Source organism: Dorea sp. AF24-7LB (assembly GCF_003478575.1).
Taxonomy (GTDB): Bacteria; Bacillota; Clostridia; order Lachnospirales; family Lachnospiraceae; genus Dorea_D; species Dorea_D hominis.
The window spans coordinates 91,927-117,356 of sequence record NZ_QUFR01000008.1 but is presented as its reverse complement, the minus strand read 5'-3'; the positions used below and the strand labels follow the sequence as shown (position 1 = coordinate 117,356).

19 protein-coding genes are annotated in these 25,430 nt (G+C 41.4%); 13 read left to right on the top strand and 6 right to left on the bottom strand.

All coding sequences use genetic code 11. From position 1 onward, the window contains the following. Positions 1-162: 162 nt before the first annotated feature. Positions 163-1,038 (top strand): AraC family transcriptional regulator, encoded by an 876-nt coding sequence (locus DWY31_RS09530; RefSeq protein WP_021859894.1) that lies wholly within the window; start codon positions 163-165, stop codon positions 1,036-1,038. A 335-nt stretch (positions 1,039-1,373) separates the two neighbouring features. Further along, positions 1,374-2,087, top strand: coding sequence for a TraX family protein (locus tag DWY31_RS09525; RefSeq protein WP_117538208.1), 714 nt, complete (start codon positions 1,374-1,376; stop codon positions 2,085-2,087). Between the two features lie 45 nt (positions 2,088-2,132). Here the strand turns inward: DWY31_RS09525 and malQ are convergent, their stop codons facing one another. From malQ to DWY31_RS09500, 5 genes are all read right to left on the bottom strand, one after another. Then, positions 2,133-3,623 carry a 4-alpha-glucanotransferase gene (malQ, locus tag DWY31_RS09520; protein WP_199671969.1) on the bottom strand — a complete coding sequence of 497 codons (1,491 nt, stop codon included), beginning with the start codon at positions 3,621-3,623 and terminating at the stop codon, positions 2,133-2,135. 17 nt (positions 3,624-3,640) lie between these two features. Then, positions 3,641-4,648, bottom strand: a complete 1,008-nt coding sequence (locus tag DWY31_RS09515; protein WP_021859898.1) for a LacI family DNA-binding transcriptional regulator — start codon at positions 4,646-4,648, stop codon at positions 3,641-3,643. A gap of 53 nt (positions 4,649-4,701) precedes the next feature. After that, positions 4,702-5,535: a carbohydrate ABC transporter permease gene (locus tag DWY31_RS09510; protein ID WP_021859899.1), complete on the bottom strand. Its 834-nt coding sequence runs from the start codon at positions 5,533-5,535 to the stop codon at positions 4,702-4,704. Continuing rightward, positions 5,535-6,377 (bottom strand): carbohydrate ABC transporter permease, encoded by an 843-nt coding sequence (locus DWY31_RS09505; RefSeq protein WP_021859900.1) that lies wholly within the window; start codon positions 6,375-6,377, stop codon positions 5,535-5,537. Before DWY31_RS09505 ends, DWY31_RS09510 begins: the two co-directional genes overlap by 1 nt. A gap of 70 nt (positions 6,378-6,447) precedes the next feature. After that, on the bottom strand, positions 6,448-7,776 hold the full coding sequence (locus DWY31_RS09500) for an ABC transporter substrate-binding protein (RefSeq protein WP_021859901.1): 1,329 nt from the start codon (positions 7,774-7,776) through the stop codon (positions 6,448-6,450). Between the two features lie 455 nt (positions 7,777-8,231). On the opposite strand from DWY31_RS09500, the gene DWY31_RS09495 reads away from it, so the two are divergent. The 9 genes from DWY31_RS09495 (at position 8,232) to DWY31_RS09455 (ending at position 20,161) form a co-directional block, all read left to right on the top strand. Then, positions 8,232-9,410 carry an ABC transporter ATP-binding protein gene (locus tag DWY31_RS09495; protein WP_021859902.1) on the top strand — a complete coding sequence of 393 codons (1,179 nt, stop codon included), beginning with the start codon at positions 8,232-8,234 and terminating at the stop codon, positions 9,408-9,410. A 96-nt stretch (positions 9,411-9,506) separates the two neighbouring features. Next, positions 9,507-11,399, top strand: coding sequence for a BMP family ABC transporter substrate-binding protein (locus DWY31_RS09490; protein WP_118520253.1), 1,893 nt, complete (start codon positions 9,507-9,509; stop codon positions 11,397-11,399). A gap of 8 nt (positions 11,400-11,407) precedes the next feature. Then, on the top strand, positions 11,408-12,001 hold the full coding sequence (locus tag DWY31_RS09485) for a metallophosphoesterase family protein (protein WP_118520251.1): 594 nt from the start codon (positions 11,408-11,410) through the stop codon (positions 11,999-12,001). A 167-nt stretch (positions 12,002-12,168) separates the two neighbouring features. Continuing rightward, positions 12,169-14,784 (top strand): ATP-dependent chaperone ClpB, encoded by a 2,616-nt coding sequence (gene clpB, locus DWY31_RS09480; protein WP_118520249.1) that lies wholly within the window; start codon positions 12,169-12,171, stop codon positions 14,782-14,784. 11 nt (positions 14,785-14,795) lie between these two features. Then, entirely contained in the window at positions 14,796-16,025 is a 1,230-nt protein-coding gene (locus tag DWY31_RS09475) for a DNA polymerase Y family protein (protein ID WP_118520247.1), read from the top strand. Further along, positions 16,022-17,002, top strand: coding sequence for an N-acetylmuramoyl-L-alanine amidase family protein (locus tag DWY31_RS09470; protein WP_118520245.1), 981 nt, complete (start codon positions 16,022-16,024; stop codon positions 17,000-17,002). Before DWY31_RS09475 ends, DWY31_RS09470 begins: the two co-directional genes overlap by 4 nt. Positions 17,003-17,004: 2 nt before the next feature. Next, entirely contained in the window at positions 17,005-18,837 is a 1,833-nt protein-coding gene (locus tag DWY31_RS09465; protein WP_158575507.1) for a VWA domain-containing protein, read from the top strand. Between the two features lie 33 nt (positions 18,838-18,870). Then, positions 18,871-19,077, top strand: a complete 207-nt coding sequence (locus DWY31_RS09460) for a hypothetical protein (protein WP_118520241.1) — start codon at positions 18,871-18,873, stop codon at positions 19,075-19,077. Between the two features lie 208 nt (positions 19,078-19,285). Next, positions 19,286-20,161, top strand: coding sequence for a YitT family protein (locus DWY31_RS09455; protein ID WP_118520239.1), 876 nt, complete (start codon positions 19,286-19,288; stop codon positions 20,159-20,161). Positions 20,162-20,336: 175 nt separating this feature from the next. On the opposite strand, the gene pepT is transcribed toward DWY31_RS09455, so the two are convergent. Continuing rightward, entirely contained in the window at positions 20,337-21,554 is a 1,218-nt protein-coding gene (gene pepT, locus DWY31_RS09450; protein WP_021859611.1) for a peptidase T, read from the bottom strand. Between the two features lie 167 nt (positions 21,555-21,721). Between pepT and DWY31_RS09445 the strand changes: the two genes are divergently transcribed. Then, on the top strand, positions 21,722-23,182 hold the full coding sequence (locus DWY31_RS09445) for a UDP-N-acetylmuramoyl-L-alanyl-D-glutamate--2,6-diaminopimelate ligase (RefSeq protein WP_021859612.1): 1,461 nt from the start codon (positions 21,722-21,724) through the stop codon (positions 23,180-23,182). A 9-nt stretch (positions 23,183-23,191) separates the two neighbouring features. Then, positions 23,192-25,420, top strand: coding sequence for a replication restart helicase PriA (priA, locus tag DWY31_RS09440; protein ID WP_118520237.1), 2,229 nt, complete (start codon positions 23,192-23,194; stop codon positions 25,418-25,420). Positions 25,421-25,430 lie beyond the last annotated feature (10 nt).

The following is a 25,430-nucleotide window of genomic DNA, read 5'->3' as shown; positions in this document are numbered from 1 at the left end:
CGAATTCGGGTTTATGTAACATTTTTGCTGTTTTGTCATTGGTTTATAATTGTATTTTAATATGATTCCATGCCAATATCTTGCAATATACTTGTAATTTATTGTACAATACTATCATTCTAATAGATTTTTATGGACTCGTTGAAAGGACTTTGTTTTCTTATGAATATTAATGAATATCAGAACTATCACGAAACAAAAGCACATACATCCGCAGAATTTCCTTATAATACGTATCTATGCTCTATTCCGCTTGATTTTCCGGGAGTGCCGTTGCACTGGCACGATGAGATGGAACTTGTCGTTATTAAAAAAGGGCAGGGTTATGTTTCTGTGGATTTTGATAAGCATCTGGTGCACAGCGGAGATATTATTATGATATGTCCGGGCTGTCTTCATGCCATTGAGCAGGATGCTTCTTATAAAATGGAGTATGAAAATATTATTTTTAAACCGGAGTTACTTTCTTCCGGAGCAAATGATTTGTGTATGCTTCAATACATGAAGCCGCTTCTTGACGGGACTTTGCCGGTGGAACATTTTCTTACTCCTGCTCATGAAGTTTTTGAGTCTCTAAGCAATTGCATCCGACAGATTGACCTTGTCTGTGCAGACCAGACAACCGGGTGGCAGCTTGCAGTAAAAAGTGCACTGTTTTACTTTTTCTTTCTTCTGATTTCTGAAAGACAGAAAAAAACAGTTTCCATTTCTCACAATCCAAAATCCTTGGAGAAAATGAAAACTGTTTTGAAATATGTAGAAGAGCATTATACAGAAAAACTTACAATTGATGACATGGCGAAACTTACCTTTTACAGTAAATCTCATTTTATGAAGTTTTTCAAAGTTCATATGGGAACTGGATTTACCGAATATTTAAACGATTATCGTCTTGCTATGGCTGCAAGGCTTCTTAAATCATCCGATGAATCTATTCTGATGATCGCAGAAGAAAGCGGTTTCGATAATCTGTCTTATTTTAATCGTATTTTCAAAAGAAAATATGGTGTTTCCCCCGGAAGCTACAGAAAATCGTAAGCATCTGTACGTTGCTTACAGCGAAGCAAACAACAATTAACCGGAGAATCCCTGAAAGGGCTTTAGCATCCTTCAAGGTTCGAGCTATCTATGAGCAATCTATGTTGGCACGGGTTCGCCAGATAAAATTTAATAAACTTGTAGTGATTTTTTTCAATTTACCTCTTGACAAAAGTCATTATATATAAGATTGTATAAATGCATTTATTCCGCTATAATCGACAGAATATGAGCTTGTGTTGGGCAGAAAAGGTGTGGCAGCCATCGAGAGAGCACACGAGCTTCACACAGAAAATTACTAGAATATAAATAAGAAAGGTGTCTGAAAAAAATCTATGAACAATATAAAAGAAAGAATCAAGATATTCTCAGGAGCGCAGCTAAAATATATCGCTTTTTTATCAATGCTTATTGACCATACAAATAAAGCACTGATCTATCCGAATCTGGATGGCGGAGCATTGAATCGATTGAGTGATTTTTTTGATATTTTAGGAAGAATCGCTTTCCCGATATTCATCTTCCTTCTTGTGGAAGGATATTTCCACACAAGGAATAAGTGGAGATATTTAACTACACTTCTTGTATTTGGAGTAATATCAGAGGTTCCGTTTGATATGTGCACATCGGCCAGATTTGTTGAAGTCAACTGGAACAATATTATGTTCACGCTGGCACTTGTGCTTGCTATGATCTGGGTGATCGACGTATTGAAAGAGAAGATGGCATCATTACCGAAGGCGTTATGGTATTTCGTATCATTTCTCATTGTAGCGGTATTGTGCTTTGTAGCAATGAATACAAGTCTGGACTATGAACATCATGCGGTGCTGATCGGTTATTTCTGTTATATTTTTCATGAGAGATGGGCACTTGGAATTCCGTTTTGTTACCTCTCTATGTTTAAAGAGCCGTGGGCTCTGCTTGGATTTGGATTGACACTTACTTATAATGGAGAGCGTGGAAAACAGAATAAGTTAGTAAATTATCTTTTCTATCCGGTGCATTTGCTGATTTTAGGAATCATAAGAATGTGTCTTGGAATTTAAAGAAAAAGAGGGCGTAAATGTGAATGCATTTACGCCCTTTCGCTTCTATATTTGAGGAAGTCTTTCGTATATTTTCATTTCTTCATATAACTGCTTTGCGAGTTCATCTGAGATGTCTTCAGGCTTGCATCGCCAGGTCCAGTTATCACTCAGCGTTGATGGGGTGTTGATCCGGGCTTCATGTCCGAGACCAAGAAGATCCTGCATCTGCATGATCGCTGTATCAGATACGCTTGCCCATGCACTGCGCATCATACCCCAGTGGTACCCTTCCTCTTTTGTCAGACGAAGATAACGGATCGCATTGGCTGTGTCTTCTTCCGGAGCGGTTTCAAACCAGCCGTTGATCGTCTCATTGTCGTGAGTACCGGTATATACGATACAGTTTCTTGTATAACAGTGAGGCAGATAGCCATAACCGGTGTCACGGGTGTCGAAAGCAAACTCTAACACTTTCATTCCAGGGAATCCGGTTTCTTTCAGTAACTGATGTACGGAGTCTGTTAAAAAACCAAGATCCTCGGCAATGATTGGAAGATCCCCAAGTTTTTCTTTTACAGTCTGGAAGAAGTCAATTCCCGGACCTTTCCTCCAAACTCCGTTTTTCGCAGTTTTATCTCCGTAAGGAATTGCAAAGTAGGAATCAAATCCACGGAAATGATCAATTCGCAACACATCATAGATTTTCATTTGATGTGCAATTCTTGTTATCCACCAGGAAAACTCATTTTCTTTCATATAATCCCAATTAAATAGTGGATTTCCCCAGAGCTGTCCATCTTCCGAAAATCCATCTGGAGGACATCCGGAGATTTCTGTTGGACGTAACTCTTCATTTAACTGGAACTGTTCCGGGTGTGCCCATACATCGGCACTGTCTTCGGAAACATAAATTGGAAGATCGCCGATAATCTGAATGTGATGTTGACTGGCATAAGCTTTTAACTTGTTCCATTGGTGGAAGAAGAGAAACTGGATTGTTTTCCAGAATAAAATGTCTTCTGCAAGAGTTGTTTTTAGTTCCTCTAATTTATTCGTGTCACGAAGTCTTACCGGTTCTGGCCATTGGGACCATGCGGTTCCACCGAAATGATTCTTAACAGCCATATATAAGGCATAATCATCTAACCAGTAAGCTTCTGTCTGCAAAAATGCAGCCAGACTGTCAGCCATGTTCGTAGAAACGTTTCCGACAGATTTTTTTAGAACAGCAAAACGCTGTTCATATTGTAGCTTATAATCTATTTTTTCAGGTTCGTCTCCCCAGGAGAAATTTTCAAAGTCAGCGCGTTGCAGTAATCCTTCCAAAACAAGATCATTAAGATCGATCATATAAGGATTGCCTGCAAAGGTAGAAGATGACTGATAGGGAGAATCTCCATATCCGGTTGGGCAAATAGGAAGAATCTGCCAGTATGTCTGACCAGATTTCTCAAGAAACTGGATGAAATCACGTGCGGTCTGACCTAAGGTTCCTATTCCATATGGGGAAGGAAGAGAAGTAATGGGCATTAAAATACCTGCAGCTCTCACCATAAACCCTCCTTTCCGTTCTAATTTATTTTTTTTACACTTTCTGATTTGATCAGTTCATAAGGAATGACCTTGTGAACTGCTTTATAAGGATAATGGATCCGCTGTAACATCAAATCAACGCCTTGCTTGGCCATCTGAGCGGTATCCTGACGGACGGTTGTAAGTCTTGGGACAAAAAAACGGGAGAGGTCAATGCCATCATATCCCACAAGAGAAATATCTTCCGGAATTCTTTTGCCAAGATCGAAACTGGCCCGCATTGCACCAAATGCAATGATATCACCAAAAGCAAAGATTGCAGTCAATGACGAGTTTCGCTTTAACAGTCGGAGAGCAGCTTCATAACTTTCTTCGACAGAATAATGGCAAGGTTCATATTGCAGATCCTGCTGGAAATCAAGATGGTGCTTTTTGAATCCGGCAATACAGCCTGTCAGACGTTTATAGCTGACTTGTGTGTCGGAAAGATTACCACCAAGGATTCCAATATGTGTATGGCCCTGATCTACCAGATAGTCGATTACTGCCTCAGAAGCTGCAGCATCGTCTGTTGTCAGAGAGGATAAATTCGTAAATTTCAGATCCTTTCCGCTGTTTGTCAGCAGAACACAAGGGACAGGGATGTATTTGAAATCTTTTTCAAAATATTCCAGATCTCCACCGAGAAAAAATATTCCTTTTGGATTTTTTTCCCGGCAAAGACTCATAGCATAACTGACTTCATTCGCATCTTCATCCAGATAGCTGACAACTGCCTCTTCATCATTTGCCAAAAGGCGTTGCTGGATCTGTTCAAGAATTGCGTTAAACAGAATATTCTGATTTCCTTTAATAATAATGGCGATAGAAGAAACAGCTCTCATTTTCAAGTGCTTTGCATTGGAATTGGGCTGGAAATTTGTCTCTTCGATAACCTCCATGATCCGTTGCCGTGCTTTGTCACTGACATCCGGATGATTATTTATAACCCGTGATACAGTACCGATACCATATCCGGATAACCTTGCAATGTCCTTAATCGTCATAATTAAAAATCCTTTCTGTTAACAGCAGTTAAAAAATATGTACGGAGTATATTTTATCCCTTTACAGCACCTGCCGCAACTCCTTTGATGATATATTTCTGACAGCTTAAGTAGAATACGATAACAGGGATGATCGCCATGATCAGGCAAGCCATAATTGCTCCCATATCTACACGTCCATAACTTCCTTTCATATACTGTACAACGATAGAAATTGTTTTAAATTTCTTGATATCCAGTACAAGGTAAGGAAGAAGGAAGTCATTCCAGATCCACATCGCTTCCAGAATACCGACAGAGATATAAGTTGGCTTCATAATAGGAAGTACGACTGAGAAAAATGTTTTGATCGGATTGCATCCATCGATCATGGCAGCTTCTTCAATTTCAATCGGAATTGATTTTACAAAACCGCAGAACATAAAGACTGCAAGTCCGGCACCAAAACCGAGATATACGATTACGATTCCCCAAGGTGTATTCAGGTGAAGAGAATCAGCTGTTCCGGAGAGGGTAAACATAACCATCTGGAATGGGATAACCATAGAAAATACACATAAAAGATAAATCAGTTTTGTCAGTTTATTCTTTACTCGTGTAATGTACCAGGCACACATAGAGCAACATACTAAAATTACAATTACAGAGAGGACGGTGATAAATAATGTCCAGCCAACTGCTTTTACAAATTCATATTTTGTAATACTTGTAACATAGTTTTCAAGACCTGCATAACTCTTTTCGTCCGGCATTGAAAATGGGGAAAGACTGATAAAAGCTTTTCTCTTAAATGAATTCATCAAAACAACAAAAATCGGTGCCACGAAAAGAATAGAGATTACAGTGAAAAAGAGAGTGGCGAAAATACCGCTTTTTTTATTTTTCATTATTGCTGAACCTCCTTATCTCTGGTTGCGCGAAGCTGAATCAAACCAATTGCTACTACAATTATGAAGAAGATCACGGCTTTTGCCTGACCGACTCCCTCAAATCCTACATGACCGTAGAACGTATCATAAATGTTCAATGCCATCATTTCTGTCTGATGCATTGGTTCACCGGATGTCAGTGAAAGGTTCTGGTCAAACAGTTTGAATGAGTTTGTGATCGTTAAGAATGTACAGATGGTGATGGAAGGCATCATCATCGGGATGGTGATCTTGAAAAGACGCTGTCTTGCGTTGGCACCGTCGATCATCGCTGCTTCATTCAAGGAACCTGGGATTGCCTGAAGACCTGCGATATAGACGATCATCATATAACCAATCTGCTGCCAGCAGATCAGAATGACCAGACCCCAGAAACCAAATTTTGCATTCAGTTTCAGTGCAAGATCAAACTTTCCAAGAATACCGTCAAAAATCAGCTGCCATACGTAACCAAGTACGATACCACCGATCAGGTTCGGCATAAAAAATACGGTACGGAAAATATTCGTTCCTTTGATCTTCTGGGTAAGTGCAAGTGCAACCGCAAATGCCAGCACGTTGATCAATACTAAAGTAACAATTGCAAAAACAGTTGTGAAAGAGAAGGCATGTGTAAATGTCTTATCAGAAATAGCTTTTGCATAATTTTCAAGTCCTACAAAAGAGGCATCTTTGATGGTCGTGAAATCACAAAAGGAAAGATAGATACCTTCCAGAAATGGAACGACAAATCCGATCATGAAAGCTGCCATGGTAGGAAGTATAAAAACTGGCCAATAACGTTTAATAGATTTTTCCATATTATCCCTCTTTGTATGAAAACAGGGGAGCAGTGTGCTCCCCTGCAATAATAAGTTGTTTTGTTATAAATTACTTGCTTGCTTTTGCTTCTTTTGCCCATCCATCTACGAATGCAGATTTAACTTTTGCCCAGTTCGCATCTGTCTGTTTTGATGCGTAAGTTGTAAGTGCAGAACCAAGATCGTTCTTCCACTGTTCAGAAGGCATTGTAGAGAAGTTCCAAGAAACAGGAGTCTTTCCTTCTTTTACATAATCATTAGCAACGTTAACAAGTGGATTCTCTGATTTAAGGTTCCCTTTGAATGGAATTACAAATCCCATACCGTCAGCACCAGAAGGCATAGCGTTTGCAGCTCCGCACATTGCCTTTGTACCTGTCTTAGAAGTTACACACCAGTTCATGAAATCAAGAGTAGCCTGAATGTCATCTTTAGAAGCATTCTTGTTTACACACCAGTAGTTTTCTGTACCTGTACACAGTCCCTGATTTTCTTCGCCTTTTACACCAACATAGATTGGCAGCATTCCGAGATTCTCATCTCCAACATCAGCGATATCTGCGTATGCCCATGTACCATTCTGATAGAAGACTGCCTGCTCTGTTACGAATTCAGAAGTTGCATCATCAGCTGTTTTTGTACTTAACTGTTTCGGGCTGCATGTTGCGTTGTTGATATACAGATTCCAGATGTTGCGGTAGTTATCAAGGTAAGTTCCTTTGATCTTATCTGTGTTGTCAATTTTGTCTTTCTGGTATTCATAATAAATAGGAAGGTTTGCAAGATGTGTCTTAAATCTCCAGTCAGAAGAACCATCCATACCAGCAGATGTAAATGCGGAGAATCCTAATTTATCTTTTCTGCTTGTAATATCTTCAGCAACTCTTTTCAGATCATCAAATCCTTTGATATCATCCTGTGAATATCCGGCTTTTTTTAGTAATTTCTTGTTATAGATGATTCCGTAAGATTCAATTGCATATCCGATACCATATACTGCATCGTTTTCTTTTAATGCGAAATCATCAGAAGTAAGCTGCTTGTAAACATCAGAACCGGAAAGGTCATAACAATATTTCTTCCATGAAGCAAGACCAACCGGTCCGTTTACCTGAAATAATGTAGGGGCTTTTGATTTACCCATCTCACTCTTCAATGTAGTTTCATACTGGTTGGAAGCTGCGGTAACAACTTCTACTTTTACTCCAGTCTCATCTGTGTACTCTTTGGCAAGCTCCTGCCACTGGTCATCTGCTTCTGGTTTGAAGTTCAGATAGTATACAGATCCTTTCGCATCAGTTTTTGATTCTTTCTTGCTGTCAGAACTGCCACATCCAGTTACCATAGATGCTGTCATTATAACTGCAAGTCCGGCTGCCATCAAACGTTTCTTGTTCATAATATGGTCCTCCTTAAATAAAATAATAATTTGTAAAATGGGTGTTTTTGTGAAAAGCCCAATAGTTCGGAACTGTTTCCGAAAACGTTTCCATTTGTTGGCTTCATCATAGCATTATGGATAAGAAAAAACAATAAAAAACGGTTGAAAATGAAAAGTTTGTAAAAAAATACTTAAGACTAGGTTACAAAATTGTGCAAAATCAATAAGAATGGTCAAATTTTTGAAAATAGATTGCGAAAATAAAAGTTCTGGTTTATACTTCGAAAAAATAAATATTTAAATCCGCCCGGATGCAACACTCCACTCATTGTTGCATTTTCAGGGAAAGAAAAGGAGGAAATCCGTCAGGCTTGCGGTGCGACAGTGTGGAGACCTGTCGTAATGTGGCGCGGAAGAAATCGCCGGTCACGAGATGATACATTGCGGAGGCAGTATCATTAAAGTCTTAATTTATGTCAGAGGTAATTTTAAAGCACATTAAAAAAGTTTACCCGAACACAGAGAAAAAAAGAAAGAAAGGTTCATCTGAAAAGAAGAGCAATCTTCTAGTAACTGATGAAGGCGTAGTAGCTGTTCAGGATTTCAATCTGGATATTAAGGATAAAGAGTTCATTGTTCTTGTTGGCCCTTCCGGATGTGGTAAATCAACAACACTGCGTATGGTGGCAGGACTGGAGGAAATCTCAGATGGAGAACTCTTAATTGATGGCAAGAAAATGAATGATGTGGAACCAAGAGACAGAGATATCGCAATGGTATTTCAAAGTTATGCTTTGTATCCACATATGACAGTTCGTGAGAATCTGGAATTTCCATTAAAGCTTAGAAAGATGCCGAAGAATGAAATTAACCAGAAAGTGGATCAGGCAGCCGAAATTCTTGGAATCACACCGTATTTGGATCGTAAACCGAAAGCTTTATCCGGTGGACAGCGCCAGCGTGTTGCAATCGGACGTGCCATCGTGCGTGAACCGAAAGTTCTTTTAATGGATGAGCCATTATCCAACCTGGATGCAAAATTACGTAATCAGATGCGTGCAGAGCTTATCAAATTACGTCAGGGAATCGATACTACATTTATGTATGTAACACACGATCAGACAGAGGCTATGACACTTGGAGATCGTATTGTTATCATGAAAGATGGTGTCGTTCAGCAGATCGGAACACCGCAGGAAGTATTTGATCATCCGGTGAACATTTTTGTAGCAGGATTTATCGGCATGCCACAGATGAATTTCTTTGATGCAGAACTGATCGAGAATGCAGGAAAATATCAGGTAGAAGTAGATGGAGTCAGAGTGGAACTGTCAGAAGAAAAAGAGAAAAATCTGGCAGCAAAAGGTGTAAAATCTCAGAAGGTTACACTTGGTATTCGTCCGGAGCACATTTCACTGTCAGAGCCTGGAGCACAGGCAGTTACCGGTAAGATTGATGTAGCCGAGATGATGGGAAGTGCGATTCATCTGCATGTTACAGCAGCTGGAAAAGATACAATCATTATTGTGCAGACAATGGATCTCAATGGAAGAACACTTTCTGATCTTGCAATCGGAGAGGAAGTATCTTTTAAATTCCGTGGAAGTGAAGTACATGTATTTGACGAGGATGGAATCAATCTGGAAGCATAGCATTAAAAAAAGGGGCGGGAATTCCTGCCCCTTTTTTCGTGGAAATTCACAAAAGTTAAAGTAGCGTGCTATATAAAAACAGGAGGGCTGAGAAAAATGCCGTTGGATGATTATAAACAGGCAAGAAAACTCGCACAGCGTCAGTCCAGACGGGCGAGCGCAAAGGGAGAATCACCATATCCGATCGTACTGGATGAAATTCTAGAAGGGGAGAAAACTGCAGGAAATCAATATCTTGGAATGATGGAAATTCCATTATCTTTGGTTGTAGGAACAAAAGAAGCCGCAAGGAGCAATGCGTTCAGTCCGGATTTTCTTCCCCTATTAGATGAGACATCGGAATTTGCAGCAAAGTGGACCAATCTTTTCCAGTCTCAGATGGAAGAAGGATTGAGAGATCCGGTGACCGTATATGAATACAGAAACAGATTCTACGTACAGGAAGGTAATAAAAGAGTCAGCATTATGAAATATTTGAAAATGCCGACTATATTGGCAAATGTTACAAGAATTCTTCCGGTACAAGATAATAAAAAAGAGAATGTAGTATATTATGAATTCGTAGAGTTTTATAAAAGAACCGGTCTGAATATGATCATATTTCCGGAACCGGGAGATTATGAAAGTCTGCTGCAGGCAATGGGAAAAGACTGGGACAGCAAGTGGAAAGAGAAAGAAATCCGAAGACTGTCAAGTGTATATATCCATTTTCAAATCATGTATGAATCTATGGCCGGAGATTTTGTGCCGGAACATATAGGGACTGCTTTTTTGCGGTGCCTTGATATTTTTCCATATGAAGAATTGAAAGAAAAAACGTCTGTGGAAATCCGTGAAAAACTGGAAACAATCCGTGAAGAAATTGAACCGGAAGCGCTGAAAACAGAGGTGGAACGCGTGATGGAGCCGGAGGCGGAAAAGATCCCGATTTTGACAAGGTTTCTGACACCGGCGAAAAGAGTGATGAAAGTTGCTTTTATTTATGAAGGAAGTGCAAATTCCTGTGAATGGAACTATGCGCATGAACTAGGGAGACAACAGCTGGAGGATTCATTTTGTGGAAGAGTAATTACCAGTGTGTATGAGAATATCCAGTCGCAGACAGCAAGAAGTGAAGTGCTTGAGGCGGCGATCGAGGATGGAAATACGGTGATTTTTACTACAGCCGCAACGTTGATGCAGGCATCGGTGCAGGTCGCTTTGCAACATCCGGACATTTATATTTTTAATTGTTCTTTGAATTTCCCATACAAATCTGTAAGAACATATCTGACAAGAAATTATGAAATTAAATTTTTACTGGGACTTATAGCGGGAGCAGCGGCAGATAGAGACAGCGTGATCGGCTATGAAGAGGATTATCCGATGTATGGAACTATTGCGAATGTCAATGCATTTTCAATCGGTGTTCAGATGATGCAGCCGGGAGCCCAGGTAAAACTAATCTGGACAGGAGTAAAAAACTCCAGATCTGAAGAAGAAAAGAAGGATTTGAAGATTATTTCAGCAAAAGAAATGATTAGTAAAAAAGGAACGGAAAGTCCATACGGATTATATTTTCAAGATAAAGGAGAAATCACAAGAATCGCGACCAGTATTGTAAACTGGGGGAATTTTTATGAACGGATCATGCAGTATATTCTGGAGGGATCATGGAAACCGCTTGCATATGGTGATAAAAAGACATTGAACTACTGGTGGGGATTGTCTGCAGGAGTGATAGAATTAATCTGTTCTGAAAGAGTTCCGGGCGGAGTAAAACGTATGGCAGAGAGCTTTGCCCAGTTTATTGCAGACGGAAGCTTTCATCCATTTGAAGGAGAATTATGTGATCAAAATAGGGAAATTCATGGAACTGCCGGAGAAATATTAGATGTTGAAGAATTGGTTACGATGGATTGGCTCTATGAGAACGTAATAGGAAGCATACCGGAACGGTCAGAATTAGAGGAAGGAGTAGGAGAACCTCTGAAATTGCAGGGGTTGTAGAAAAACGTATGAAAATACTCGTAATAGCAGATGAAGAATCCAGAAGTCTCTGGGATTATTATACGCCGGATAAATTAAAGGATATTGATCTTATACTGTCCTGCGGGGACTTGAAACCAGAATATCTTAGCTTTTTAGTGACAATGGCCCATTGCCCATTATTATATATTCATGGAAATCATGATGGGATATATGAAAGAAAAGAACCAGAAGGCTGTATTTGTATTGAAAACCAGATTTATGAATATAAAGGGATAAGGATTCTGGGACTTGGCGGATCTTGTTGGTACAATGGCGGATCCCATCAATACACACAGAAAGCAATGAAGCGCAGAGTGCAGAAAATGTGGTTGAAAATGAGACAGAAAAAAGGATTCGATATTCTGTTGACTCACGCACCGACGAAAGGGATCAATGATGAAGAATCAGCCGCACATCAGGGATTTGAAGTATTTAAGGAGCTTTTGGAAAAATATTCGCCGAAATACCATCTTCACGGCCATGTGCATCTAAATTATGGAAGAAAACCAAGAGTTACGAAATATAAGAATACGGTTATTATTAACGGATATGAGTCCTATATATTTACTTACGAAGAATAATTTGGCTGAAAAAAAGTAATATCTGGCAGATTTTCTGTTGAATGATCAGTGGTAAGTGAGAACGAAAATGAAAATATTCAAAATTAGCACTCACCTCTTGACAGTGCTAATAAAGTGTTGTATTGTTATATTGCAAGTAGAACAAGAGCAAAAAGGAGGTTGTCTTTATGAATATAAATAAATTTACACAGAAATCATTGCAGGCTGTGCAAGACTGTGAACGCATTGCATCTGACTATGGCAACCAGGAGATTGCACAGGAGCATTTGCTTTATGCATTATTAGCACAGGATGACAGCCTGATCGCGAAATTGATGGAAAAGATGGGGCTCGATAAAAACCTTATTATTAATCGCGTGGAAGAGGCGATTACAAAACGCCCGAAAGTACAGGGTGGAAGACAGTATGTAGGACAGGATCTGAATAATGTTCTGATCCATGCAGAGGATGAGGCAAAACCGATGGGAGACGAATATGTTTCTGTTGAGCATCTCTTCCTCGCTATTATTAAATATGCAAGTAAAGATATGAAGGCACTGCTTCGTGAGATGGGTATTAGCCGGGAAGGATTCCTGCAAGCATTATCTACTGTGAGAGGCAATCAGAGGGTAACAAGTGATAACCCGGAAGATACTTATGATACGTTGAATAAATATGGTTCTGATCTGGTAGAACGGGCAAGAGAGCAGAAACTGGATCCGGTGATCGGACGTGACTCTGAGATCCGTAATGTAGTCCGTATCCTTTCACGTAAGACGAAGAACAATCCGGTCCTAATCGGTGAACCAGGTGTTGGTAAGACAGCAGTTGTGGAAGGACTTGCACAGAGAATTGTCCGTGGTGATGTACCGGAAGGACTGAAAGACAAGACAATTTTCTCACTAGATATGGGAGCACTTGTAGCAGGTGCTAAATATCGTGGAGAATTTGAGGAACGTCTGAAAGCAGTTCTGGAAGAAGTGAAAAACAGCGATGGACGAATTATCCTGTTTATTGATGAGTTGCATACGATTGTCGGCGCCGGTAAGACGGACGGTGCAATGGATGCAGGAAATATGTTAAAACCAATGCTTGCCAGAGGTGAACTGCATTGTATCGGTGCAACAACACTGGATGAGTATCGTCAGTATATTGAAAAAGATGCGGCACTGGAACGTCGTTTCCAGCCGGTTATGGTAGAAGAGCCGACAGTAGAAGATGCAATTTCCATTCTGCGTGGACTGAAAGAACGATATGAAGTATTCCATGGAGTGAAGATCACAGATGGAGCACTTGTTGCAGCAGCAACACTCTCAGATCGTTATATTTCCGACCGTTTTCTGCCGGACAAAGCGATCGACCTTGTAGATGAAGCATGTGCCATGATCAAGACAGAACTAGATTCCATGCCTGCAGAACTGGACGAATTACAGCGTAAGATCATGCAGCTTGAGATAGAAGAAGCAGCTCTTAAGAAGGAAGACGATCGGTTGAGCCAGGACAGACTTGTACATCTGCAGGAAGAACTGGCAGAGCGCAGAGAAGAATTTGCAAGTCGTAAAGCACAGTGGGACAATGAGAAAGTCGGCGTTGAACGTGTGCAGAAGATCCGTGAGGAGATTGAGCAGATCAACAAAGAGATTGAGAAAGCACAGCATTCTTATGACTTGGAGAAGGCTGCAGAACTGCAGTATGGTAAGCTGCCACAACTGAAGAAACAGTTGGAAGATGAAGAAGCTAAAGTAAAAGATGAAGACCGCGATCTGGTACATGAAAGTGTTACCGATGATGAGATTGCGAAGATCGTATCCCGGTGGACAGGTATTCCGGTTGCCAAATTAAATGAGAGCGAGAGAAGCAAGACACTGCATCTGGCAGATGAGCTGCATAAACGTGTCATCGGTCAGGATGAAGGTGTGGAACTTGTAACCGAAGCAATCATCCGATCCAAAGCCGGAATTAAAGATCCAACCAGACCGATTGGTTCGTTCCTGTTCCTTGGACCTACCGGAGTCGGTAAGACAGAACTTGCAAAGACACTTGCAGAGAGCCTGTTTGATGATGAGAATAACATGGTGCGTATCGACATGAGTGAGTATATGGAGAAATATTCCGTATCCAGACTGATCGGAGCGCCTCCGGGATATGTCGGATATGATGAAGGTGGCCAGCTTACCGAAGCTGTCAGAAGAAAACCTTACTCAGTTGTACTGTTTGATGAGATTGAAAAAGCACACCCGGATGTATTTAATGTATTATTGCAGGTGTTGGATGATGGACGTATTACGGATTCCCAGGGACGTACTGTAGATTTTAAGAATACAATCCTGATCATGACATCCAATATTGGTTCCCAGTATCTGCTGGATGGAATTAATGAAGATGGAACGATCAAACCAGAAGCACAGGAAATGGTTATGAATGACCTGCGTGCACATTTCAGACCGGAATTTTTGAACCGTCTGGACGAGACGATTTTATTCAAACCATTGAACAAAGATAACATTTATCATATAATTGACTTACTTGTAAAAGATGTAAACAGACGTCTGGCAGACAAAGAGATTTCCCTTTCCCTGACAGAAGCTGCAAAGAATTATGTAGTGGAAGGTGGCTACGATCCGACCTACGGAGCACGTCCGCTGAAGAGATATTTGCAGAAGCATGTTGAGACACTGGCAGCAAAACTGATGCTGGAAGGTGAGATCCGGGCAGGTGAGACTATTGTGATTGATGTTGAGAATGAAAAACTTGCTGCGCATATTCAGGAATATATGCAGGTGGTACCAGAGTCTGACTTATAAGGAGCGATAAGATGCCACGGATAATCTTCCATATAGATGTGAACTCTGCGTATTTAAGCTGGAGTGCAGTGGAACAATTGAAGAATGGAGCGGAGACGGATCTGCGTAAGATACCGGCTATCATCGGAGGCGACAGAGCTTCCAGACATGGAGTCGTGCTTGCCAAATCTATTTCCGCTAAGAAGTATGGCATCCGCACAGGGGAACCCGTTGTGGATGCCATTCGTAAGTGTCCGAATCTTGTGATTGCACCGCCGGATCACAGACTCTATTCGGATTACAGCAGAAAATTGATGACATTTCTGCGCGGTTATACGGATCAGATCGAACAGGTCAGCGTAGATGAGTGTTATATGGATTTTACAGAAATCGCGCCGCGTTTTTCATCACCGATGGAAGGCGCTTTAGAGATTAAAAATGAAGTCCGCAGACAGTTTGGATTTACTGTGAATGTTGGAATATCGGAAAATAAACTGCTGGCAAAGATGGCATCGGATTTTGAAAAACCGGATAAAGTACATACGTTATTTCCGGATGAGATTAAGGAGAAAATGTGGCCGCTTCCAATCAGAGAACTTTTTATGGCGGGCAGATCGAGTGTGGAATATTTACAGAAGCTGGAGATCCGCACGATCGGAGATCTGGCACAGATGAATCCGGAACTACTGGAGATACATCTGAAAAGCCACGGGCGAAAACTATGGGAATTTGCCAATGGTATGGACAATTCGCCGGTAGAACCGGTACGTCAGGAGGCAAAAGGAATCGGCAACTCTATTACACTGCCGCAGGATGCAAAGACAGAAGAAGAGGCGTGTGAAGTGTTGGGAAAACTGGCAGGAAGCGTAGGAAGGAGACTCAGGAAAGCTGGGCAGAAAGCCGGAATGATCAGTGTGGAGATTAAGTATTATAATTTTGAAAATAGTTCCCACCAGACACAGCTGGAGAGAGCAACCAATGAGGATGCCAGAATTTACGAGACAGCAGCAGAATTATTCCGGGAAATGTGGAAAAAACACCCCATTCGTCTGCTGGGAATCCGAAGTTCCAAGTTGACGGATGCGTCTGCACCAGAACAGCTTACCATATTTGAAGTACAGCCGGAGATGGAGAAAAGGAAGAAAGCCAGTGAAAAGAAAGCAAAGCTGGAGCAGGCTTTAAAGGAAATACGTGGAAGATATGGAGAAGAAGCCGTGATCCGCGGCAGTAATATGGAAGAAAAGCGGGAAAAAGAAAAATGATGAGAAAAAAGATTTTTGCAGCAGTGGGAATGTTATTGCTTGTGATCGGACTATGTGGAGCAAAAAGCTATATGAGACAGATGAAAATAAGAGAGAATGAAGAAGTACAGAAAATAGAAAAGCAAAAAGAAGCGGCACAGGAAAGAAAAGAAGCAATGGAGCAACGAAAAAAGCAGGAAGAAGAAAAAAAACAGAAAGCAAAAGAACAGCAGAAAATAATAAAAAGACAGAAAAAGATACAGATCTGTATTGATCCGGGGCATTATTCAAAAAAGAATGAAGTCTATGAAAACGGAAAAGTTGTTTACTGTGAAGGCAATTTTACATTGCAGGTGGCAAAAGAACTGAAAAAGATACTGGAAGAACGATATGGGGTGATTGTACATTTGACACGTACCAGCGGCAATATCTGTATCAACGGATACGAGAATCTGGCACTGGATTCCGGAAAGATCAGCCTGCGCGGTGAGGCGGCAAAAGGCATGGATCTCTTTATTTCACTCCATACGAATGCTAATCTGGAACATGCCAACGGTGTGGATACGAACAGACAGCCAATTGGCATTACAAAGCCAATTGTGATTGTTAATACTGTTGCAATGGAAAGTAAACAGGCACTTAGTGTGGCAAATGCAATCGGAACCAGTCTGGCAGTTTCCAATGCAAAATTAGGAATCAGCACACAGGAAAAGTTTCACACAGTAAGTGGAAAAGATGATATACTGAACTGGACAGATGCCTATAATGACAGTGTGGATAAAGAAGGAACGGTCTGTGCCCGTCGTGGAAATAATGGTGATTATTACGGCGTATTAAGGGGCGCATCGAATGTTGCGGTACCGGGAATGATCGTGGAGCATGGTTTCCATACCGTACCGAAGATGCGTAAGCTGGCAGCAGATGGAACGCTGGCAAAGGAATGGGCAGAAGCAGATGCGAAAGGAATCGCAGAAGGAATGAGATTGGAGGAGGAATAACAATGTTTTGTGCAAATTGTGGCTCGGAGCTGGAAAAGGGCGCCAGATTTTGTCCGGAATGTGGGGCACCGGTAGAACCGGTACAGCCGGAGAAAACCGTACAGAATCCGGGAAATACACAGGCATCCGGACAGATACCACCAGCAGGTGGAAGAACAACATCCGGACAGACACCGGCATCACCGAAGAAGAATCAGACAGTTATTATTGCAGCGGTTATCGCAGCAGTTGTATTTATTATCGGTGGCGGCTTATTATATGGAACGGTTGGTCTTGCATGGCAGAAGAACAGTGCAGTGTCAAAGATTGAGAAAGCCGGTCTTAAAGATTATCAGTCGGAAGAAGCAAGGCTGGCAGCAGAATGGGAGAATCTTGGTGTACTGGATTTTGGCGGTAAAAGAGCTGTTGTTAAAGAACTGAAAGAACTTAAAAAAGGTGTGGATGCATTTCAGGACTGTGCGTCAGAACTGTCAGAGATGGAGAAAGAGAAAAAACAGTATGATCTGGATTCTGAAAGTTACAGCGCATATGAAAGTGCATTAAAAGAATGTCGCAGTGCAATTAAGAAAAAAGAAGGCAAAAAGACACAGACAACTTATAAGAATGCTGTGAAAGCATTGGAAGCATTAAAAAGCGCAGATGACCAATATATTTCTGATCAGGTATCTATGTATGAAAATGTAGATCTTTCCGAGGCATCGTCCAAAGAAGTAAGCAGTTATAAGACGATTTTAAAAGAGATTCAGAGCCTGACAAAAGAAAAGACGAGAAATTACAAATCTATCCAGAAAACATTTGCAAAGATGGATCAGGCAATCTATCTGTATATCGATCCGAAGAATCCGCTGGATGTTACAGTTCAGCAGGTGGATGCATCTGCATTTCCGAAGATTCGTCTGTATCTGAGTGTGAAAGATGGCAATACCGGAGAAGTACCGAAGAAGCTCAGTAATTCGCTTTTCTATATTAAGAAAAAAGATGCAAATGCAAAATATGTGAAGCAGATAATTACTTCTGCCGGACAGTTAAATGAAAAAGAAGCGCTGAAGGTAGATATGGTTGCAGATGTCAGCGGAAGTATGGATGGTGGACCGCTGGATGAAGCAAAACAGATCATGTCAGATTTTGTAAACAGTGTGCAGTTTGACGCCGGAGACAAAGTGGAACTTACATCATTCTCTACAGGAGTCCGCTTGGAACGGAAATTTACCGATGATGCCAGCGATCTTGTGAACTGTATTAACCAGTTGCAGACAGAAGAAGAGACCAGTTTGTACGATGCTTTATATACTTCCGTAGAACGTGTTGCGGCACAGAATGGAGCCAGATGCGTGATCGCATTTACTGACGGACAGGATAATCACAGTAATTGCAGCCCGGATACCGTGATCCGGACAGCAAACCGTTATCATGTACCGATTTTTATTATCGGAATCGGAGGTTATGATTACAATGATGCAAGATATATTGCGGAACAGACTGGTGGAGCTTATTATAGTGTTACAGATGTAAATGGCATGAAGAGTATTTACGATCAGGTTTATGAAATGGAAAAACAACTTTACATGGTTGAGTTTGAAGACAAATCTGACATGAAGCTGGAAAGTAAAGCAGATATCGAAGCAGGATATAAGAGTGTGGAATATGGCGGCTCCTGCAAATACAGCTATACACCGAATGTATTGTTAAGCGCCAAGAGTGCAGATATTTATAAGGATGGACCAGAGGCGGTTGTGGAAGGTTATCTGAAGAATTTTGCAGAAGCAATGAATGCAAATGATTTTTCAAAGATTTCCGGATATCTGAAGAATGGAAGCCCGATTTACAAAGAATAGGAGAAATATGTTCAGCGTAAAATTTCTGAACAATTGGATTCTTATGAACTGACAGATGTAAAATACAGCGGTAAGAATAAGTGCAAGATTTCTACAAGAGAGACTTATTATGTACAGGTGGCAGGTAAACCGCTGCAGCTTATGACACAGGAGTGCACCTATGTGCTTGAGAAAAATGGAAATGACTGGGAGATGACATCTTTCGCAGATATTAAAGTTACAGACCGGATCAATCAGTAATTGCCTGTCTGGCACGAAGATTGCAGAGGATGGAAGAGGAAACTCTGAAATGAAAATATTCAAAACAGGGTGTTGACAAAGTTAAAATCCAGGGATATAATATGGAACATAAGAGCAGTTGCGAATTATATTTTTATAGTTTGCAGCTGTTTTTTTGTCGTTTTGACGTATGGAAGAAAGGTATAAATTCAGATGGGAGGTTATCAAAATGAAAAAAATGAACTGGAAAGAATTGATAATTGATGTTTTGGTGGATATTGTAGCGGGTATGATCATTGCAATCGGTATTTACAATTTTGCTTTAAATGCGAATTTTCCGGTAGCAGGATTTTCTGGTATCGCGATTATCTTATATCACCTGTTTGGTATTCCGGTTGGAGCCGGTACAATTTTGTTAAATATCCCGGTTTCAATTTTATGTTATAAATTCCTTGGAAAGAAGTTTTTCTTTGTTTCAGTAAAAACAACGATCATTTCATCTCTTTTAATGGACTATGTAGCACCGCTGCTTCCGGTATATAACGGCAGCAGACTGTTGGCAGCATTATGTATGGGTGTGCTTTGTGGAATCGGTTATGCGATGATTTTCATGCGCGGTTCTTCCACAGGCGGACAGGATTTCATCAGCGTTTCTATTAAACAGGTAAAACCGCACATGACACTGGGCGTGATCACATTTGCACTTGATATTACAACAATCATCCTCGGAACAGTCATCGTATTCAAAGACGTAGACGGACTGATCTATGGTGTGATCGTTACTTATCTGATGGCAACTGTAATGGACCGCATTATGTATGGTATTGACGAAGGAAAGATGACACTGATCGTAACAGAACGTGGCGAAGAGCTTGCAAAAGAGATTGATGCATATTCAGGAAGAGGTTCCACAATCTTAAAAGGTATGGGAAGTTATTCCAAAGCAAATAAAGATGTTGTTATGTGTGCATGCAACAACAAGCAGATGTATTCAATTAAGAAACTTGTACATGAGTTAGATCCGAAAGCATTTACCATTATTATGGAATCCAATGAAGTCGTAGGAGAAGGCTTCAAGGAAGAATTGCCGGATATTGATCTGTAGAAAATATTATATAAATTAAAAAAAAGAACTGTCGTAACAGATGGTTCTTTTTGTTTATACGAAGTCGAGCAGAAGTTAATCTGCTCGATTTATGGCGACAAAGCAATTACAATGAATAAGAGAAAAGGACCATCGCACGTTAGTGCAATAGCCCTTAATATAAATACAGATAGATTTATTTCGCGTATAATTTTACAACTTCAACAGCTACGTCAACTGTCTGATCCATACCTTCGACTGTGATGTGCTCGTACGGTCCATGGTATGCATGTCCACCGGTACCAAGGTTCGGGCAAGGAAGTCCTTTGAAGCTTAACTGGCATCCGTCTGTACCACCACGAATTGGCATTACAAGCGGTGTCACATCCGCATTCTCACATGCCTGTTTTGCATTGTCGATCAGGTGCATGCATGTCTCAATAATCTCAGCCATGTTGCGGTACTGCTCTGTGATCGTGAGAGTAACAGTTCCTTCGCCCCATTTTTCATTCAGATCTTTTTCAATCAGGCGGAGTGTTTTCTTCTTAGCTTCAAAAAGTAATTTGTCATGATCTCTGACAATATAATGAAGCTCTGCTTCTCCGACTTCACCTTTCATACTTACGAGGTGATAGAAGCCTTCGTAGTCTTCAGTTCCTCTTGGTGTCTCCATAGAAGGAAGTGCATTGTTGATCTCCATAGCTACCAGACTCGCATTGATCATTGTATCTTTGGAAGATCCCGGATGTACGTTGAATCCTTTGATTACGAAATCAGCTTTGCATGCGTTAAAGTTTTCATACTGGATTTCACCTTCTGTGTCTCCGTCCAGTGTGTAACCGTAGTCTGCATCAAAACGTTCTACATCGAAATGAGAAGCGCCGGTTCCAATCTCTTCATCCGGAGTAAATGCAACACGGATCGGCCCGTGAGGAATATTCTCTTCATTCAGATGTTCGATCATTGTAAGAATCTCGGCGATTCCGGCTTTATCGTCGGCACCGAGAACGGTTGTACCGTCTGTTGTAATCAGTGTACGTCCTTTCAGGCTTGTAAGATGTGGAAAGTTCTGCACACTTAAGACAAGACCGCTATCCCCAAGTTTAAGATCCTGTCCGTCATAGTTCTCTGTGATAACTGGTGTGATATCGTGGTCACAGAAATCAGATACGGTATCCATATGAGCGATGAAACCGATCTTCGGTTTGTCTTCATATCCAGCTGTTGCCGGAAGTTTTCCATACAGATAACATTGGTCGTCCAGATAAACATCTACAAGACCAAGTTCTTTCATCTCTGTCTCCAGGATTCTTGCAAGGTCAAACTGACATGTGGAAGACGGAACAGTGTCACTGTTCTCATCACTAGGTGTACGGACAACAACGTACTTTAATAGTCTTTCATAAGCTTTCATAAGTTGATTCCCCTTTTCTTGTATATAGTTTCTGCAAAAGATTATAACACATTTGCAGGAAGATGGACAGGAAAATTATCCCGGAGCAGTTCTTGTACTGTAGTGGAAAATGTTTTATAATAAGGATTACGAAAAAAATGAATGAAATGATGCAGGAGGCACGACGCATGAAATTAACCAGTTTATTGGAACGTTTGGAATATGAAGTCCGTCAGGGAAGTGATGAGATCGAAGTGACAGAACTTGTCAACGATTCGCGCAAAGTGACGGAAGGCAGTGTATTTGTATGTATTAGCGGAGCTGTATCGGATGGACATACTTATGTAGAAGAAGTCGCCGGTAAAGGTGCAAAAGCAGTGATCGTAGAAAAGCCGGTAGAAGCACCGGAAGGAGTGACTGTTATCCATGTAGATGATACCAGATATGCGCTGGCACTGATGTCAGCAGCTTATTTTGGATATCCGGCAGAAAAACTGCATGTGATCGGAATTACCGGTACAAAAGGAAAGACAACGACAACATATATGGTGAAGTCTATTCTTGAAGCAGCCGGACATAATGTCGGACTGATCGGAACGATTGAGGCAGTTATTGGAGACAAGACAATTCCGGCGAATAATACAACACCGGAGTCCTTTACGATCCACAAATATTTTGCAGAGATGGTAGAGGCAGGTTGTGACAGTGTTGTAATGGAAGTTTCTTCACAGGGATTGATGCTTCACCGTACCGCAGGAATCCAGTTTGAGATTGGTATATTCACTAACCTTGGAGAAGACCACATCGGACCGAATGAGCACAAAGATTTTGAAGATTACAAACGTTGTAAAGGTATTTTATTTACCCAGTGTAATCTTGGAATTGCAAATGTAGATGACAAGTGGTACAAGGATGTATTTAAAAATGCAACATGCCGCGTGGAGACATTCGGATTTTCAGAGGAAGCAGATTTAAGAGCAGTAGATGTGAAACACGTTTCAAGACCAGGATACCTTGGCATGCATTATCATGTAACCGGACTTCTGGACATGGATGTGGAAGTAGACATTCCGGGAGAATTCAGCGTATACAATTCTCTTACGGCAATTGCAGTATGCAGACATTTCAGAGTACCGGAGGAAGATATTAAGAAGGCATTAAAGGCTGCAAAAGTCAAAGGACGTGTAGAAATGATCAAAGTTGCGGATGATTTTACACTGATGATTGACTATGCGCACAATGCAATGAGTCTGGAAAGTTTGTTAAATACGATGCGCGATTACAATCCGGGACGTCTTGTAACCGTATTTGGCTGCGGTGGAAACCGTTCCAAGACAAGACGCTACGAGATGGGAGAAGTTTCCGGTAAATTATCTGATTTCACAATCATTACATCGGATAATCCACGTTTTGAAGAGCCACAGGATATTATCGATGACATTATTACAGGTATGAAGAAAACAGACGGCAAATATATAGCAATCTGTGACAGAAAAGAAGCAATCCGTTATGCAATCGAACATGGTCAGCCGGGAGATGTCATCATCATTGCCGGAAAGGGACATGAGACATATCAGGAGATCAAAGGCGTAAAATATGATATGGATGATCGTGTGCTGATCCGTGAAGTATTAGAAGAACAAAAATAAAGGAGCAAGATGTACGCTGATATTATCATAGACATCACGCATGAAAAATTAGATAAAGTATTTCAATATAGCATCCCTTCCCGGTTAGAAGGGATGCTTGAGGTTGGAACAGAAGTTGTTGTTCCGTTTGGAAGAGGCAACAAAGAAACACATGGCTATGTTATCGCATTTTCGGAAAAGACAGATTATGATCCGGCAAAGATCAAGGAGATTACAGGAAAAGCGGAAGAAAGTATGGCAATTGAGGGAAAACTGGTTGCATTGGCGGCATGGATGAAGGAGCATTACGGCGGAACGATGATCCAGTCGCTGAAGACGGTTCTTCCTGTAAAGAAGAAAGAGAAGATTCGACAGAAGCGCACGGTGCACCTGCTTTTAGACGAAGAAGCCGGAAAGCGCCAGCTGGATGTTTATCTGCATAAGAACCAGAAAGCAAGAGCCAGACTGCTGGCAGGACTTCTGGATCAGCCGGTACAGGAATACGAACTGCTGACGAAGAAACTGAATGTGACAGGTACCGTGATCCGCACGCTGGAAGAACAGAAGATTCTTACTGTTGAATATGAAGATATGCTGCGTAATCCGGTCGATTATCGGAAAAAGACTGGAAAGCAGATCGTTTACACCGAAGAGCAGGAGAGAGCGATCCGTACTTTCGTGCAGGATTATCAGGCAGGAAAACGAAAAACATATCTCCTTTATGGAATTACCGGAAGTGGTAAGACAGAAGTCTATATGGAAATGATCGAACAGATCGTAAAAATGGGAAAACAGGCGATTGTGCTGATTCCGGAGATTGCACTTACTTATCAGACGGTAATGCGATTTTATGGAAGATTTGGCGACAGGGTATCTATTCTCAATTCCAGATTGTCACCGGGAGAACGTTTTGATCAGTTAGAGAGGATCAGACGTGGAGAAGTCGATGTGATGATCGGACCAAGGTCGGCACTGTTTACACCATTTTCTGATCTGGGACTGATCGTGATTGATGAAGAACAGGAATCGGCTTACAAAAGTGAGCAGGTGCCAAGGTACCATGCCAGAGAGACAGCAGTTGCAAGAGCGACGATGGAAGGAGCGAGTGTCGTGCTCGGTTCAGCAACTCCTTCCGTGGATGCTTATTTTAAGGCGAAGCAGGGAGAATACACATTGCTGGAACTTACCAGAAGAGCGAAGGGACAGAATCTGGCAAGCGTATATACCGTGGATATGCGGGAAGAATTAAAAAAAGGAAACCGTTCCATTATCAGCGACCGTTTAAAAGAACTGATCGAAGACCGTTTACAGAAGCATCAGCAGATCATGTTGTTTTTGAACCGGCGCGGTTATGCGGGATTCGTTTCTTGCAGGTCCTGCGGATATGTAGTAAAATGTCCTCATTGCGATGTGTCGCTGTCGGCACACCGCGGAGGAAAACTGGTCTGTCATTACTGTGGCTATGAGACGAAACAGATGAACCGGTGTCCCGAATGTGGTTCCGGTTATATCGGAGGCTTCAAAGCAGGCACACAGCAGATCGAGGAACTGATAAAAAGGATGTTTCCGCAGGCTGGTGTGCTTCGGATGGATCTGGACACAACAAAATCAAAGGACGGACATGAGAAGATCCTGGCTGCATTTGCAAACCATGAAGCAGATATTCTGATAGGTACACAGATGATCGTCAAAGGACATGATTTCCCGGAGGTGACGCTGGTAGGTGTGCTGGCAGCGGATCTGTCACTGTATTCAAATGACTATCAGTCGGCAGAACGTACGTTCCAGCTGTTGACGCAGGCAGCCGGCAGAGCAGGCAGGGGATCCGCTGGGGGTGAAGTTGTCATACAGACGTATAGCCCGGAACATTACAGTATCCAGAGAGCGGCAGCTCAGGATTATGATGGTTTTTATGAAGAAGAGATCAACTACAGGAGTCTGATGGGGTATCCACCGGTGCATCAGCTTCTTGCAGTCTGGATGAGTGGAAGTGAAGAAGAGCATCTGAAGAAAGCGGCAGGATATTTAAAAGAATTTACAGAGCGGCTCAACCGGCAGAAGAAACTGGCGATCATCGGACCGACTGCTCCGTTTATTGAAAAAGTAAATGACAGATACCGGCAGCTTATCTATATTAAAAGTGAAGAATACAAATTCCTGATCGAAGCAAAAGATCTTATGGAACAGTATATAGAGATGAATTCAGGCTTTCGAAGCCTTCGGATTCAATTTGATTTTAACCCAATGAGTACAATGTAAACAGGAGAGA